Raw genomic sequence first — 16,031 nt, 5'->3', positions numbered from 1 at the left:
GAATACTCAAACAGGGCATTGTAAACAGCTCATCTCACAAGTCAATTGAATAGGAATGATTTTCATTATTATTTTCAATTATTGTGAGTTCACAATTTATAAAGCTTATTAACTACAAGGAATATAACGCTATTATTTATTAATATTTAATGAATTAATAAGTTCAATATGTTGGTTTTCCATCTGAGTTATTTTGCTACAAGCTTGCTGACCAAATTGAGTAAATGCAGCTTCTTGCTGCTTCCACTCCTGATCTATGATTTTTTGGAAACCATCTAAGCTTCCTAATAATCCACCTAAGGCTTTTTTACTGTCGCCACCAGCAGCCGCTAATAACTGTTTTTTCCCCAATTCATTAATGCTGTCTTGCAACATACCACCAAGACTACTCTCTACGATTTCACGGCCTTTGGCTTCAACTTCTTTAATAGCTTGAGCATGAAAGGTGATGTTATTAGGTTCTATGCTAACCACTCTATCCATTTGTTGATTAAGATCTTTCTCTAACCGACTTAATCTATTGAGGATGTTGCTTTCTTTACCAAAAGCTTCAATCACCACTTTATCGAGCACTTTGCGAGAATCTTGCAGTTTTACCCCTGTTTCAGTTCTTAACCAAGGTACGTCTCGTCTCACTGTGGCTTGATACTTTTTTGCTAACTCTTGTTGTTGTGGCGTCAATGTGGCGCTTTTTTCATTTTGAAGCAATGTGCCATCAGGATAAATGACCATTAAACCATGTGAACCAGCAACTTCAACAAATTCAGAGGTTATACGCAAATCATCTTTTGGCATTACAGCACAATCAAAACTGGGGGATGCATTGGCAGAGCCTGCAACAAAAAACAGTGCTACAGCAATATTTCTTAAATTCATAACAACTCTCCTGAAAACATGGCTAAAAAATCGAGCGCCCTACTTTGTTTGCTAATAATTCAAGTGCTGCACAACCTGCTAATGAGTTACCTGATTTATCCAGCTCTGGTGACCAAACTGCAACGGTAAAAGCATCTGGAACGACAGCAACAATGCCACCTCCAACACCTGATTTTCCCGGTATCCCAATACGAAATGCAAATTCACCGGCACCATCATACATACCACAAGTTAACATTAACGCATTTATTTGTCGGGTCTGTCTTGGCGTAATAATCTGATTTTTATTCCCAACACTTACCCCCTGATTAGCTAAATAGCTAAAACATCGAACTAATTCAGTACAACTCATTTCTATTGAACAATAGTGAAAATAAGTTTCCAGTACCGTGATAACATCATTTTCAAAATTATCAAAAGATTTCATCAGATAAGCAATTGATGCATTTCGACTAAGATGCTCCATCTCTGATTTAGCCACTACTGAGTTATAACAAATATCAGGAGCATCAGTTAAAAAGCGAATAACTTCTAACATTCTTTGCTTTGGTGCACTTAATCGAGACTGCAACATATCAGTGATAACAATAGCACCCGCATTAATAAAAGGATTCCGAGGTATCCCTTTTTCCATCTCTAACTGTATTAAGGAATTAAAAGGCAGACCTGAAGGCTCTTTTCCAACACGTTGCCAAATTTCATCTTCTTCATAACGAGTTAAAGCGAGTGTCAAACTAAGCACTTTAGAAATGGATTGAATAGAAAAACGCTTGTCTGCCATGCCCGATTGATAGAGTTCGCCATCCACCGTATAAACAGCCATAGCAAGCTGTTCCGGCAATACTTGAGCTAACGCGGGGATATAATCCGCGACTTTTCCTTGCCCGATTAATGGGCGAATTTGTTGCAAAATATCTGACAGTAATGCGTTAGATAACGTTGTAGTCACAGTCCCTTCCCCAGACAGACAAGGGCATCCTTTTGGATGCCCTTGTAATTATTTGCTAAATGTATAACTTTCTATCAGTCCCACCAAACGTCAAATAATTCAGAGGTCTGTACATCTTGCATTTTATTCTCTTTTAGGAAGTTTTCGACTAATTGGCGATGCTCTTCTGTACATTTACCAATTTGTTGTAAGCAGATTAAGCCTTCCCAGCTCAGGTAACCACTTGCATCAAATGCCAGCCCGTTTGGCTCAATGACTTTGAGGATCAGTTCATCAACAAAGCGATCCACTTCCTCAATTGGGGTATTTTCTGGGAAAGTCCATTTAACTGAAAAACCTAATTCCTGAAATTCATCGATACGCATTTTTTTGCGTAAACGGCGACTACGTTGTTTAGCCATTATTTTACCCTCTTGAACATAAGATCCCATACACCATGCCCTAAACGATGACCTCGTTTCTCAAACTTAGTCACTGGGCGTGTTTCTGGTCGTGGTACATAATCCTGAGTTTCTGACAAATTCTGATAACCTTCAACACTTGTCATCACTTCAAGCATATGTTCTGCATATGGTTCCCAATCTGTCGCCATATGAAAAACACCGTCTAACGTTAATTTTTTTAAAATTAATTCTGCAAAAGGCACTTGAACAATACGGCGCTTATTATGACGCGCTTTGTGCCATGGATCAGGAAAGAATAACTGAACCATTTTTAAACTATTATCTGGGATCATGTGATTAAGTACTTCAATCGCATCATGACACATGACTCGCAAATTAGTTACTTGTTCTTCTTCAGCACTTGCAAGACAAGCCCCCACACCTGGCGCATGCACTTCAATACCGAAATAATTATTTTCTGGCGTATTTTTTGCCATAGTCACGAGCGATGCGCCCATTCCGAAGCCAATTTCCAAAATAACAGGTGCTTCGCGTCCAAAAACCTGACTGAAGTCGATGGGTTCCGGTTGATATTCAATGCCAAAAACAGGCCACTGCATTTCTAATGCTTGCTCTTGACGAGGAGTTAAACGGCCTTGTCTACGAACAAAACTACGAACGCGCCGTAAAGCACGCCCTTCTTCATTGAATTCCGGAGAAATTACATTCTTGATCATGTCTAATACTGTCAGTCGTTAGGCCAATTATTTACTTAAAATCGTTATAATGTCGCTATGGTATAAACTTAACCGACATTATCCAAAGATCCCTAAGTTTAGCAAGAGTCACTTATAGAAGCATCACTCTATAAGATAAATATTAAGAGTGTTTACAGTTTATTCTCACTGTGGTGCAATCTTACCTTAATCAGAACATGAGTTAATAAAATAAAACATGATGGAAGCACTGCAATTTTCGCAAGTCGTACTCAATTGGTATCATAAATATGGGCGTAAAACGCTCCCTTGGCAGCAAGAAAAAACGCCTTATCACGTTTGGTTATCTGAGGTGATGTTACAACAAACCCAAGTTGCAACGGTTATTCCTTATTTTGAGCGTTTTATTTCACGTTTTCCTGATGTCGTTGCGTTAGCTAAAGCACCATTAGATGAAGTGCTTCATTTATGGACGGGCCTTGGTTATTACGCAAGAGCCAGAAACTTGCATAAAGCAGCACAACACATTGTAGATAAACATCAAGGGCACTTTCCTGATACCTTTGAGGACGTTTGTGCTTTACCGGGTGTTGGCCGTTCAACCGCTGGTGCTATTTTATCGTTATCATTGAAAAAATCTTACCCAATCCTTGATGGTAATGTGAAGCGTGTTTTAGCTCGTTGTTATGCCGTTGAAGGCTGGCCAGGTAAAAAAGAAGTTGAAAATAAGTTGTGGGAAATCAGTGAAAACGTCACCCCAACTGTTGGTGTTGAGTATTTTAATCAGGCAATGATGGATTTAGGTGCAATGATTTGTACTAGAAGCAAACCTAAATGTGAACTATGCCCATTAAATACAGGTTGTATCGCTTATGCCCAAAATAATTGGGCGGATTATCCTGGAAAAAAACCGAAAAAAGTTATCCCAGAAAAAACAACTTATTTTCTTATTTTACAATATGATAATCTTGTTTGGTTGGATAAAAGACCACCAGCAGGAATATGGGGTGGGTTATTTGCCTTTCCTCAGTTTGAAACAAAAACGCTTTTAGAACTGTGGCTAACTGAGCATGGACTAGAAAATAATGAATCAGAACAACTGATTTCATTTCGACATACTTTTAGCCACTTTCATTTAGATATTGTGCCAATTTGCGTAAAACTCTCGACGTTTACCTCTATGATGGAGGAGCAAAAAGGACTTTGGTATAACTTACAGACACCTGCAACCGTTGGGTTAGCGGCGCCTGTAGAGAATTTACTTAGACAATTAGCCTAAGCTAATCCCTGCGATATTGAGGACGTATTATGAGCAGAACTATTTTTTGTACTTTCCTAAACAAAGAAGCTGATGGACTTGATTTTCAGTTGTACCCAGGAGAAATTGGAAAGCGCATTTTCAATGAGATCTCAAAAGAAGCATGGACTCAGTGGATGACAAAACAGACGATGTTGATCAATGAGAAAAAACTTAACACCATGAACCCAGAAGATCGCAAACTATTAGAACAAGAAATGGTACGATTTTTATTTGAAGGTCATGATGTTCATATTGACGGCTACACCCCACCTGAAAAATAATATTCACTTTTCCAGAGCCTTTAAGGCTCTGGTCTTTTATTCACCATAGCGATGCAATTGACCATGAAAAAAATCCTTCTCTTGCTAATTATCGCCCCACTACTCATTTCATGTAGTAGCCAACCCTCTAAGACATTTGAACCTGATTACGCAAAGGACACCAATGCATTCGATATTCTTATGGGGCAATTTGCCAATAATATCGAAATGATTTGGGGGATGAAGGAAGTTTTAATAGCCGGCCCTAAAGACTACGTAAAATATACTGACGCTTATAAAACCCGTAGCCATATTAACTTTGAAGCAGGTACCATCACGATAGAAACACTAGGTGGTGATGCTCCTCAATTCCAATTACATAAGGCAATTGTCACTACATTATTAATGGGTGAAGATCCTGGCTCTATAGACCTCTATTCTGATGTCAATAACATCCCTCACAGTACAGAACCTTTTTTATCAGGACAGGTTCTTGATAATACAGGTCAGCCTATACGCTGGGAATGGCGAGCCAATAAGTTTGCTGATTATCTGATTGCCAATAAATTACAAAAACGCCAATCTGGTATAAATACAATTTGGTATGTCACCATTAATTTAGTCCCTAATCACCTTGATAAACGTGCACATAAATACTTACCATTAGTCCAACAAGCGGCAGCTAAATATGGTGTTGAGCCTTCGCTTATCCTAGCTATTATGCAAATTGAATCAAGTTTTAACCCTTATGCTGTCAGTAGTTCAGACGCATTAGGTTTAATGCAAATTATGCCAGCAACGGCAGGACGAGATGTATTCCGCATGCAAGGTAAATCAGGGCAACCAAGCCGCAGTTACTTGTTTGATCCTGCTAATAATATCGATGCGGGTGCTGCTTATATTTCAATACTGCAAAACAGCTACCTTGGTGATATCAAAGATCCTATTTCACGCCGTTACGCCGTTATACAGGCTTACAATGGCGGTGCTGGCAGCGTCTTACGCATATTCCATAGTGATAAAAAACAAGCTGCAGCCATGATTAACAACCTAGAGCCTACGCAAGTGTATACCACGTTACGTAATAAGCACCCTGCCGACCAATCTCGTCGTTATCTTGAGAAAGTCAGTACGGCTCAACGCAACTATCGTTAATTATTATTTGCTCTAAAGAAACAAAGCTTACTCAATCAATTTGGGTAAGCTTTGTTTGTTGTTACGAGCCAATAAACCGTCTTATTGTATTTTTTGTCACCATAATTCTAGCTACTACAAACTATGTTCAGCTTTGTTTTTACTCTTTCTTCGCGATAAATAGCGTTTTATTAAGCAATAAGTTTAAAAAAACAGCAATCAAACGGTTTTTTGATAAATAACGTTGACGAGAAAAGCAATATCGGGTTTAATACGCCCCGTTGCCCGAATAGCTCAGTCGGTAGAGCAGGGGATTGAAAATCCCCGTGTCCTTGGTTCGATTCCGAGTTCGGGCACCATCTTTCATTTGTTCGTCAGTGAGTTAAATCACTGAGAGGGCAAAAAAGCTAAGATAAGACACAAATTTAACGTAAGTTATCTGTTGTTAAAATTTATTAAAAGCTTTGAATAAACAGTCTTGCTCAAATCAAGGCTGTTTTTTTTATTTGTAACTTTTACTTTCTTTCCTAATCACTGTCAAATCTTGATACTCCTCCTGTTATTTTCATCACATCAATTCCGCTTCTAATATATCTCGCAAGTTATCAACACTTTCATCAATGTATTCTAATGTCGATATAATACTGGCATGAATTCATTGTAAATAACTCTCAATTAGCTACTTCCTTTTCTAGCAAGTCTTGAAGTATGCCCTGTTACTGCATTAACGGATAGCCCTTTATGCCAAGGTTCTATTCCTTTCTCTAATGCTTCAATAATCTTACTTGTCACTATGTGATAAGGATAGTTTTGCCGTGAGGATGTCCGACCTATTAATTCCTTTTTCATAGGCAATTCTCTTTTGGGGAAAATAAAGAAAGTTGATTTAATGAATGTTGTAATCACCCGAAAGTATTTCTTTCAGATTGCTGAAATATTGGCTGTTGCTAGAAATAACAAGATAATATTTAAAAAGCAAACACTAGGAATACTTAGTATGTAGGTTAAATTATTTTCTCGTAATTTATATTAACCCCTAATTAGAGTGATTTTATATTACTTAAAATAAAATCATAAAAACACACTCAAAAAATTTAACTTAAGATAATTAAATTAACCATAAAATAAAATCAATCTTCAATTATGGTATTAAATATTAATCTTATGTTATCATTAATCTGTAAAAACAAAAAATGGTATAAAATAAATGTTTAATAAAAAAGAAAAGAAAATATTAAAAAAAGCAAGAACAACACCTTACTTTATTAGTATAAAGTCAAGTGTATCATCAGTAATAAACACAACCTTAGTCATTTTATTATTATCTATTTTTTCAAAAAGACAATAACTTACCATATTTATTGATAATATTAATATCATTATCACTTTCAGTTACAATATATTTAGTTATTACAAAATTCCTCTTTGGAAGCATACTAATCGGTTTTAAAATAACTATAATTTATCTAAAAATAAAGATGAATAGATTACTCCTCTTTATATTCAGAAAGTAAAACTCTTGCTTTATTTACTGACATTCCTGAATTATACAAAAAAGTAGGCTTTGACATTTGATTTATTTTAAATGTGAAATCAGAACGGATAGCACTGACTAGCCTTCTTGAGCACCAGCCACATGCCTTTTGAACCTCTTAAAATGTCACAAATCCAAGATTTACACCACTCCAACTCACAGCACCAAACTAGAAAAGCGGTAATACGATATACATAGCGATTACGTTCTGGTGATTGCACCATATAAATTGTCACAATACATAGATAGTAATTTATCTATTTTTAAATATAATAAATACATAAATTAATCTAATAAGATTAACTTTAAAGTAAATTTAGCTTTAGATAAACATGAAGTTTAATTATATAAAAAGGAAAATAATTAATGTCTAATAATATTTATTTAAGAATAAATGGAAATATTCAGGGTAATATTTCAGCAGGATGCTCTTCATACGATTCACTTGGCAATAAATATCAGAGTTCTCACTTAAATGAAATATTAGTTATAGCATCCACATTTGATATATCAAGAAGACAAAATTTAAGTCATGCCCCTCTTTCTATAACCAAACATGTTGATAAATCGACACCATTACTAATTACGGCAATTACAAATAACGAAATTTTAAAATGTGAAATTGATTACTATAGAACTTCTCATACCGGCGCCCAAGAGAAATATATGACGGTTGTTTTAACCAATGCTTCTATTGTCAATTACTCACAAATACATGCAAGTACCTTAACTCAAAGTAATTCATTACCTAGCGAAATTATCACTATACAATATGAAAGTATCACCTGTAACCATATAATGGCAGGAACATCTGGATATAGTATTTCTGAACTAAGTTAACTAGTGAAAATTTAATGGTGAATTTAATATCTTGATTCACCATTAATTAAATCTATCTTTCATAAAATATCAATATGATAAATTACTTTTTTTTACCAAATGTCAGTGATATACAAAGGTAAAGTGCAAAAAAGAGACAGCTATAGCGAATAATATCTTTATTACCAGATCTTATAAATAATTCACCAATAAAAAATTTATCACCAAATTTAAATATAATAAGACAACTACTACCAACAATATAAATAAATATAAGATACATTAAATTTAAAAATCTACTCTCTTTATTAAGAAGATAAATCTGTAATTTATATAGAATATAAAATAATAGAAATGAAGATAGATAGAATAGAAAAAGTTCCAACCAGCCAAATGGAAAAGGTGATAACACATCAAAATCATTCACTTTTATTTTTTTCCTTATATAAATCGTATGTAGAATAGAAGGTCACACCATCAAAGAAAAACTCAGAAGTAAGTGATAATCGCCCCATTGATTGCCATGATGTTATAAAATCACTCTTAATATAATGAAATAACTTCCATGAATCTTCTTTAAGAACAGGTTTTAGTAGTGATGCACCAGATAAACTTAAATCAACCACATTATAAAATATATCCGCTTCATTATCACCATAACCTAAAGCTTTAGATGTTGCTCTATATCCGTTTCTTACAGGTCCGCTATATTCCTCTCTAAATAATAAATAATATCCATTTTCAATCATACTATTTACACCTTGAGATACCATTCCAACTCCTAAACTACTGCATAATGTTCCGACAGATCCCACACAAGAAGCTCCCCCTCCATATATTTGCATTGCTCCGCTGACAAAACCTACTTGTTTGAGTGTTAATTTATTATTTTCCTCACTTTCTTCTTGTTTACGTATTATTTCAAAAAGTGCATATTGCATTACGCTTCGATTTCTTAGTAAATTATCCTGTAACTCTAACCTTTCAATTTCATCTGAGATATTATCTAACCCTGCTGATAAACTTAAGCAATAACTGCTTACCTCTAACTCTGTTCTAGCAATAAGTTGTTCTATATCATTTAAGAACATCATTCTTGCAAAAGAATCACCAATATATTGATAGGCAAATTTCATTGCTATTTTTCTTAAATAACTGGATTCTCTTCTTAATGTATCTCTATATACATCGCTATAACTATAGTCTATTTCATACTCAGTCATTTCTTTCACATCCTTATTTAAAATAAAAACTTAAGTAATATCTCATCCAAATTATCGGCTATTATAGTGTAATATTTAATAATTCTTATCAATAGTGAATATTTAGTTTTCTACTTAGCAGAGAGATAAAAGTCCATTTAACTAAAGCAATAAGATAAATAGACTATAAATCTAAATATATAAGATAGATCATTATTTATTTTAATAATTAGAAAAATAATTTCATATAAAGACTTTCTATATTTACATATTACTTATGATATTTAACGGAAAACCCAACATTCCCCTAATAATGTTATAAATTTTATTTAATATAAAAATCAATATATTATTAATACAAAAAACTCAGGGATATTTCTAATTATATTTTATTATTAGTATATAAATCACAATTTAAATAACTCTTAAAAAAATAAATTCACTACCAATAATAATTCTTATTTTCATTTTGAAATTAAAAATATAATTTTAAATATACTTAGCCTAAAAAAGCGATCTGTTTTATAACATTTATCATACAATTTAAGTTCATTTAAGAAATACTCCATATATATATCTCTTTTTAATTAATACCTATCTCACAGAATATGAAATTCACCTGAATTGTCATTGACGAAATATAACTTCAGCAGTAAATATAATAGGTAATGATTATAAAAACAGTGACCATCTTTGAAGATGGCTTTTTTAATCCTTAAATTGTCTCATTTTTTAGACAAAGAGATATTACAGAAACCACGGGAGAATTCTCTTATGACTCAACAAGATACAGCAACCCACTATTCAATTGATGATATGAAAACATTAATTGAAACAATGCAGATTTATAAAAAAGACAACAGTGGCAAAGGGATCACACGTATTGCCTATGGTGAAGAAGATGAAGCCGCACATTTGTATCTTGCAGGTTTAATGAAAGAAGCTGGCCTTGAAGTCTATCGTGATGGCATTGGAACACTATATGCCCGTTTACCGGGTAAAGATCGCTCATTACCCGCAGTAGGAACGGGCTCTCACCTTGATACTGTACCTCAAGGTGGAGCATATGATGGTGCTTTGGGTGTAATTGCTGGCTTTTATGCTTTAATGCAATATAAACCTCAACAGCTTAAACGTGATCTTGAACTTGTTGTTTTTCGTGCAGAAGAATCTAGCCGTTTTGGTTTTTCATGTATTGGCAGTAAGGTATTAACAGGAAAAATAGATAGAACTCGTTGGGAGCAAAATAAAGATGATGATGGCAATAACTTCTTTGAAGTTTTGAAATCATTAGGTTATCAGCACGATAATTTGGATAGTTGTTTAGTTAAAGAAGATCGTTATAGTGCATTTGTTGAGCTTCATATTGAACAAGGTAAACGCCTTGAAAATGACAAGAAAACCATTGGTATTGTTAATGGTATTGCAGCACCGACACGTTTTTCAGTCACTGTTAATGGTCATGCAGATCACTCTGGTGCAACTCCAATGTATCAGCGTCAAGATGCGTTAGTGGCAAGTGCGGAGATTATTACCGATATCAACCGTGCAGCATGTACTGAAGCCGTTTATGGCACTGTAGGTACGGTGGGTAAACTCAACGTTGTTCCGAATTCCATGAACGTCATTCCTGGGCAAGTTAAATTCTCTGTTGATATTCGTGGTATTGATACTGAAAGTATTCAGCGGGTTGTACAACGTTTAAATAACAGTGTTGAAAAAGCAGAAAAAGATTTTGGTGTTGCTATTGATGTTCAACCAATTTCTGCTGAATCGCCAGTCAAATTAGATGATACAATTTGCCAAGTTATTGAAAGCTTATGCCAAAAACACAATATCGACTATATGACCATGTTAAGTGGTGCAGGCCACGACTCTATGAATATGGCGTCACTCTATCCAACTGCGATGATCTTTACACCTTCAGTTGCCGGTATTAGTCATCATCCTGATGAATTTACCGAGTTTAGTGATATTGCTGTCGCTGCAGATTTATTAGCAGAAACATTAGGCACATTAGCAAATCAATAATGACTGACTATTTGTTTTAAAAGGTTAATTGCATCATCCCCTTTGGTTGCTTTTAACCATAATTTATCAAAGAGAGATTGATATTGAAATATCGCCTCAGTTGAAGAAGTTACAGTGGCAATGCCCGTACTGACATTAGGAAATTCACCTAAACGGAACGGGCTAACAGCTAAAGAAAGAGGCACTTTGTCTTGATAAAATAATTGGAAAGTGAGAGATGGCATAGTATCTGAAATAATTGCAATATTAAGATAATTATTCTTTTGCTCTAGCTTTTCAATTAAATGAAGAATTTCGCTTTTTGCTCGCTGTTTTCTTTCTTGTTGCAATGTTTTCGTTAAATTAACTGAACCTAGCATACCAACATAAAGAAATTTCTCGATTTGTTGTTGGCTAATAAGGTTATAAATATGAGGTGAATGTAAGGATTGATGTTTCTTACGCTCTTTTAAAATAGATAAAACTTCTTGTTGTTTTTCAGATAAAAGATTTAAAGGTGATGCTTCTGTTAGCATTTCAACCAATGTTTTGTCATAACAATCTGAAGTTAATAAATAAGAAAAAGGTTCGAAGTGAGTATAAATATGTGAAGATTGAGTCTCAAGTTGGCGCATTCGTTCGAAAAAACCATTCGCACTTGAGTAATATTCGGTATTAATACCTAATAAACTCGTTAATGAAGTATTTAATAATCTAGCAAGATTATCGAGAGTTTCAATCTTAACAATTTCGCCTTTTTCTAATCGATATACGGCAGCACGAGAGATACCTAAGCTTTCTGCAACATCTTCAGCTTTTAATGAAGAGGCTATACGGTAAGCTCGTAGTCGATAGCCAATGGATTGATAATCTATTTTTTCTCTAGGTATGTAAGGCATATTTATAATTGGCTCCCAAATGCACAAAGTACCAGGGTAAAGTAGCGTCACTACAATAGGATGTTAGTTGAGATAGTTTAAATTAAACCCAAAATAAAAAGAATCACCTTCCTCACAATGAGGTAAATAAAAAAAGTTTGCAGTAAAAAGTTAGTCTATATCAATAAACCTGTCTCCTAGCAGGTAACCTCACCAGGGTTAAGCAGTAAAAATAAACAACAATAAAAAACTAAAAGGCGTTGTAATTGATATTACAGCGCCTTTTTCATTTATTAATTAACCAAATGTTCCAATACCATTGCTCCTGCACCTTGAGACACGATTTCATAAGCATGATTTGCGGGATAAACTTCTGTTTTTATATTTGGGAAAAGTGCGAGTTTAGCTTCAATCGTTTTTTTTACAGTATCAAAAAATGTATATTTAGGAATTAATGTACCGCCACACACAACAATATCAGGCTGTAGCATTAAGATAGAGTTTGCAATAGCCAATCCATAGTAATAAGCAGCTTCTTCTAATGCATCAATACACAAAGGATCACGCATTTCAATTGCCTGAAAAATAGTATGATAACTAATTTCATTATCAGTACTAATAAGCGATGTTAATAAAGAGGTTTTTCCTCGTCTTATTTGATGAATAACATTATTTTTTATAGCATCTAAAGAACAGAGTGTATTTAAACAACCGTAAGAGCCACATTCACACAAAGGTCCTTTTACATCAATTGTCATATGGCCAAAACAATTCATAGTTACTGATGTATCAGTTAAAAACTGGTTAGCAATAATTGCACAACCTCTGACTTCAGTATCACAAGACGTAAATAAAAACCGTTGTGTTTTTTGGCGGTAATATAAACGAAACTCAGCTAATGCAGCAAAATGCACTCCACTACCTACCGTTACGTAAGTAGGAATTTTTTTACGCAATAATATTTCTAACTCACGAAATTCTTCATCAAGAGATTTAGACGCTAATTGATGTTCAACAACATGCTCAATAGAGATCCCTAATCCCAGCACCTTTTCATAATTAATTTTATTTTTTAATAATAAAGCCTCAATTTTAGGCAATAGTTTTTCTGTCATTTCAGAGGCAGATAAATAAGGTTCAGGTGAGATTTTAATTTTATCTAACATATTTAGCTTTAGGTCCATTAAGACAATAGTTGAATAGACCTTGCTTAACTCAATACCGATTAAAAACACCCCTTCTGTATTTATATTATACAAAATAGGTTTTCGTCCACCGGTTGACTCACCTAATTCTGCAGTTGTAATTAATCCAAGCGCATTTAATTCATCAAGTAATCGGGCACAAGTCGCTGGCTTCATTTGTGCTAACTCAGTCAACGTTTCTGTTTTTATCGGGCCATTTTCTGCGATTAATTTATAAAGGCTTTTCAGTTTTAATGCTTTTGATGTCTTAGAAGATTGAAGTTCTTTTAAATTTTTCAATAGCATAGCTATTTCCTTTATTAAATTATTTCGCTAGTCAAAGAGGAATACCGCTATCTTACTGTAAAAAAAGTAATAGTTCCTTAGTCAAAACAAACAACATGATCTTAATCTCAAAATGAGAAAAAGAAAGTTGTTCATTTCTGCATATCAGGCAAAGTACTCTCAAACATAATTTAAAACGTAATGATGATTTACACAGGAGAGTGTCATGCACCAGATTTCTGAAATTAATAAAGCGAAAGAATTTGTTCAATCTAAAACATCTGAAAAACCAACTATTGGGATCATTTTAGGATCAGGTTTAGGTCCTTTTGCCGATACTTTAGAAGATGCCGTACACATCCCTTATCACACTATTCCACACTTCGCAGCATCTGGTGCTGTAGGGCATGCTAATGAATTAGTGATTGGTAAAATCGCGGGAAAAACGGTAGTTGCAATGAAAGGCCGTTTTCATTACTACGAAGGTGTATCTCTTGATGAAGTGACTTTTCCAGTGCGTGTTATGAAAGCTCTGGGTGTAGAAAAATTGATTATCACTAACGCATGTGGCGCTGTAAATACAGATTTTAATCCTGGTGATCTAATGTTAATTACGGATCACATTAATCTGACAGCAAATAACCCCCTAATTGGACCTAATAACCCTGAATTAGGTGTTCGTTTTCTAGATGTGAGTGAAGTTTATAACAAAGCAATGCGCCAAATTGTTATTGATATTGCCAAAGAACAAGATATCACTTTACGCCAAGGTGTCTATGCATGGTGGACTGGCCCAACATATGAAACACCGGCTGAAATTCGCATGATAAGAACATTGGGTGCTGATGCCGTTGGCATGTCAACGGTACCAGAAGCACTTATTGCTCGCCATTCCGGCATCAACACTATAGGTATTTCATGTTTAACCAATATGGCTTGTGGAATTTTAGAACAACCACTTAGCCATGATGAAGTGATTGAAACCGCAGAGCGCGTAAAATCTACCTTTTTAAAACTTATTAGTGAAGTGATCGCGCGTTTATAGCTTTTTATCAATTAAAGAAAAAGTGGAGTATAGATAGCTGCCTATATTCCACTCTAATTCTATCCCCCAACAGTGGAGATTGTTATGGGAATAAAAATACAGCTCAAAGGCATGATGTTTATGCAATATTTTATCTGGGGAAGTTGGTTAATCACCCTAGGTGCATACATGATGCAAACATTACATTTCACTGGGGTTGAAGTTGGGTTAGTTTATGGCTCAAAAGGTATTGCCGCCCTCATTATGCCTGGTTTACTCGGAATAATTGCAGATAAATTTATTCCCGCTAATCGTTTATATATTATCTGTCATGTTATTTGTGCTATTGCTTTGTTTTTTGCGGCATCAGTGACTGATCCTACCATCATGTTCTGGGTTATGTTCATTAATGCATTAGCTTTTATGCCAACAATCGCACTTTCAAACTCAATTGGCTATTTCTGCTTAAATAAACACAAACTAGATTCTGTTGCTAATTTTCCCCCTATTCGTGTTTTCGGCACGATAGGTTTTATTATCGCCATGTGGTGTGTTAGCTTACTCAAATTAGAACTTAGTAACACTCAACTATATATTGCATCAGTCGCTTCACTTTGTTTGGCACTCTATTCATTTTGTTTACCTAAAATACCAACAGCCCAGCATAAACAATCAACGTCTTGGGCCTCTCGCTTAGGATTAGACGCTTTTGTTTTATTTAAAAAACCTATAATGGCTGTCTTCTTTTTATTTGCCATGCTATTAGGTGCAGTACTTCAAATTACTAATACATTTGGTAGTCCTTTTATTCATGATTTTGCTAAAAATCCTGAATTTTCCGATAGTTTAATTGTTCAGTATCCATCAATTTTACTATCAGTATCACAAATGGCTGAAGTTGCCTTTATCTTAGCAATTCCCTTCTTTCTAAAACGTTTTGGCATTAAAAAAGTCATGTTAATTAGTATGATTGCATGGACTTTACGTTTCGGGTTATTTGCTTATGGTGATCCCTCTCCTTGGGGTTTCGTATTGCTAATGCTTTCAATGATTGTTTATGGTTGTGCATTTGATTTTTTCAATATATCAGGCTCTATTTATATCGAAAATGAAGTAAAACCTGAAATAAGAGCTAGTGCTCAAGGGTTATTTATGACTATGGTTAATGGTGTTGGTGCATACGCGGGTTCCATTTTAAGTGGCATGGTTGTAGATCATTATACTATTGATGGAATAAAAGATTGGCAATCTATCTGGTTAATATTTGCTTCATACACATTAATTCTGGCAATTATTTTTGTATTTGCTTTTAAAGAGAAAAGAAATTTAGTGCATAGCTAATTAATTCCATTTATTATTTAATAAAATGGTAATAAGATAATTATATTCTTATTGCCATTTTTATTTGGTTTTATTTTTAAAGATTAACAATCATAATAATATAAAATTCTTTTTAAATTTTAATGTAAAAGGAATT

General features: G+C 34.4%; 15 protein-coding genes and 1 tRNA gene. 8 read left to right on the top strand and 8 right to left on the bottom strand.

Features of this window, described 5'->3' with window-relative positions:
• Window positions 1-132: 132 nt before the first annotated feature.
• The 4 genes from GTH24_RS04430 to trmB all read right to left on the bottom strand — a co-directional run bounded on the left by GTH24_RS04430 (window position 133) and on the right by trmB (window position 2,945).
• The gene (locus GTH24_RS04430) at window positions 133-876 is read right to left on the bottom strand and encodes a DUF2884 family protein (RefSeq protein WP_072071110.1); all 744 of its coding nucleotides are present in this window, start codon (window positions 874-876) and stop codon (window positions 133-135) included.
• 22 nt (window positions 877-898) lie between these two features.
• Window positions 899-1,825, bottom strand: coding sequence for a glutaminase B (gene glsB, locus GTH24_RS04425; protein ID WP_072071111.1), 927 nt, complete (start codon window positions 1,823-1,825; stop codon window positions 899-901).
• 74 nt (window positions 1,826-1,899) lie between these two features.
• On the bottom strand, window positions 1,900-2,226 hold the full coding sequence (locus GTH24_RS04420; protein WP_006534836.1) for a YggL family protein: 327 nt from the start codon (window positions 2,224-2,226) through the stop codon (window positions 1,900-1,902).
• Window positions 2,226-2,945, bottom strand: a complete 720-nt coding sequence (gene trmB / locus GTH24_RS04415; protein WP_072071112.1) for a tRNA (guanosine(46)-N7)-methyltransferase TrmB — start codon at window positions 2,943-2,945, stop codon at window positions 2,226-2,228. The genes GTH24_RS04420 and trmB overlap by 1 nt, the downstream gene beginning before the upstream one ends.
• Before the next feature lie 217 nt (window positions 2,946-3,162).
• Between trmB and mutY the strand changes: the two genes are divergently transcribed.
• The 4 genes from mutY to GTH24_RS04395 all read left to right on the top strand — a co-directional run bounded on the left by mutY (window position 3,163) and on the right by GTH24_RS04395 (window position 5,977).
• Window positions 3,163-4,203, top strand: a complete 1,041-nt coding sequence (gene mutY, locus GTH24_RS04410) for an A/G-specific adenine glycosylase (protein ID WP_164526002.1) — start codon at window positions 3,163-3,165, stop codon at window positions 4,201-4,203.
• Between the two features lie 29 nt (window positions 4,204-4,232).
• Window positions 4,233-4,505, top strand: coding sequence for an oxidative damage protection protein (locus GTH24_RS04405; protein ID WP_072071114.1), 273 nt, complete (start codon window positions 4,233-4,235; stop codon window positions 4,503-4,505).
• 63 nt (window positions 4,506-4,568) lie between these two features.
• Window positions 4,569-5,639 carry a membrane-bound lytic murein transglycosylase MltC gene (mltC, locus tag GTH24_RS04400; RefSeq protein WP_115350598.1) on the top strand — a complete coding sequence of 357 codons (1,071 nt, stop codon included), beginning with the start codon at window positions 4,569-4,571 and terminating at the stop codon, window positions 5,637-5,639.
• Between the two features lie 262 nt (window positions 5,640-5,901).
• Window positions 5,902-5,977, top strand: a tRNA-Phe gene (locus tag GTH24_RS04395).
• A 316-nt stretch (window positions 5,978-6,293) separates the two neighbouring features.
• On the opposite strand, the gene GTH24_RS04390 is transcribed toward GTH24_RS04395, so the two are convergent.
• Complete coding sequence (locus GTH24_RS04390; RefSeq protein ID WP_164526001.1) at window positions 6,294-6,467, bottom strand: ArdC family protein; 174 nt, start codon at window positions 6,465-6,467, stop codon at window positions 6,294-6,296.
• A 1,051-nt stretch (window positions 6,468-7,518) separates the two neighbouring features.
• On the opposite strand from GTH24_RS04390, the gene GTH24_RS04385 reads away from it, so the two are divergent.
• Window positions 7,519-7,992 (top strand): Hcp family type VI secretion system effector, encoded by a 474-nt coding sequence (locus GTH24_RS04385; protein WP_072071115.1) that lies wholly within the window; start codon window positions 7,519-7,521, stop codon window positions 7,990-7,992.
• 398 nt (window positions 7,993-8,390) lie between these two features.
• On the opposite strand, the gene GTH24_RS04380 is transcribed toward GTH24_RS04385, so the two are convergent.
• On the bottom strand, window positions 8,391-9,194 hold the full coding sequence (locus GTH24_RS04380) for a DUF4225 domain-containing protein (RefSeq protein WP_082151862.1): 804 nt from the start codon (window positions 9,192-9,194) through the stop codon (window positions 8,391-8,393).
• A 753-nt stretch (window positions 9,195-9,947) separates the two neighbouring features.
• Between GTH24_RS04380 and GTH24_RS04375 the strand changes: the two genes are divergently transcribed.
• Window positions 9,948-11,204, top strand: a complete 1,257-nt coding sequence (locus GTH24_RS04375; protein WP_072070686.1) for a M20 family metallo-hydrolase — start codon at window positions 9,948-9,950, stop codon at window positions 11,202-11,204.
• Here GTH24_RS04375 and GTH24_RS04370 read toward each other — a convergent pair.
• Both GTH24_RS04370 and GTH24_RS04365 read right to left on the bottom strand, forming a co-directional pair.
• Window positions 11,198-12,082: a helix-turn-helix domain-containing protein gene (locus tag GTH24_RS04370; protein ID WP_072070687.1), complete on the bottom strand. Its 885-nt coding sequence runs from the start codon at window positions 12,080-12,082 to the stop codon at window positions 11,198-11,200. The two genes, GTH24_RS04375 and GTH24_RS04370, sit on opposite strands and share 7 nt — an antisense overlap.
• A gap of 272 nt (window positions 12,083-12,354) precedes the next feature.
• On the bottom strand, window positions 12,355-13,551 hold the full coding sequence (locus tag GTH24_RS04365; RefSeq protein WP_072070688.1) for an ROK family protein: 1,197 nt from the start codon (window positions 13,549-13,551) through the stop codon (window positions 12,355-12,357).
• 205 nt (window positions 13,552-13,756) lie between these two features.
• Here GTH24_RS04365 and GTH24_RS04360 point away from each other — a divergent pair, with 205 nt between their 5' ends.
• Window positions 13,757-14,575, top strand: coding sequence for a purine-nucleoside phosphorylase (locus GTH24_RS04360; protein ID WP_164526000.1), 819 nt, complete (start codon window positions 13,757-13,759; stop codon window positions 14,573-14,575).
• Between the two features lie 84 nt (window positions 14,576-14,659).
• Entirely contained in the window at window positions 14,660-15,895 is a 1,236-nt protein-coding gene (locus GTH24_RS04355; RefSeq protein ID WP_072070689.1) for a nucleoside permease, read from the top strand.
• Window positions 15,896-16,031 lie beyond the last annotated feature (136 nt).

This window comes from Proteus vulgaris (assembly GCF_011045815.1).
GTDB classification, from domain to species: domain Bacteria; phylum Pseudomonadota; class Gammaproteobacteria; order Enterobacterales; family Enterobacteriaceae; genus Proteus; species Proteus vulgaris_B.
The sequence above is the reverse complement of the archived record's forward strand: the minus strand, read 5'-3'. Positions and strand labels throughout refer to the sequence as shown.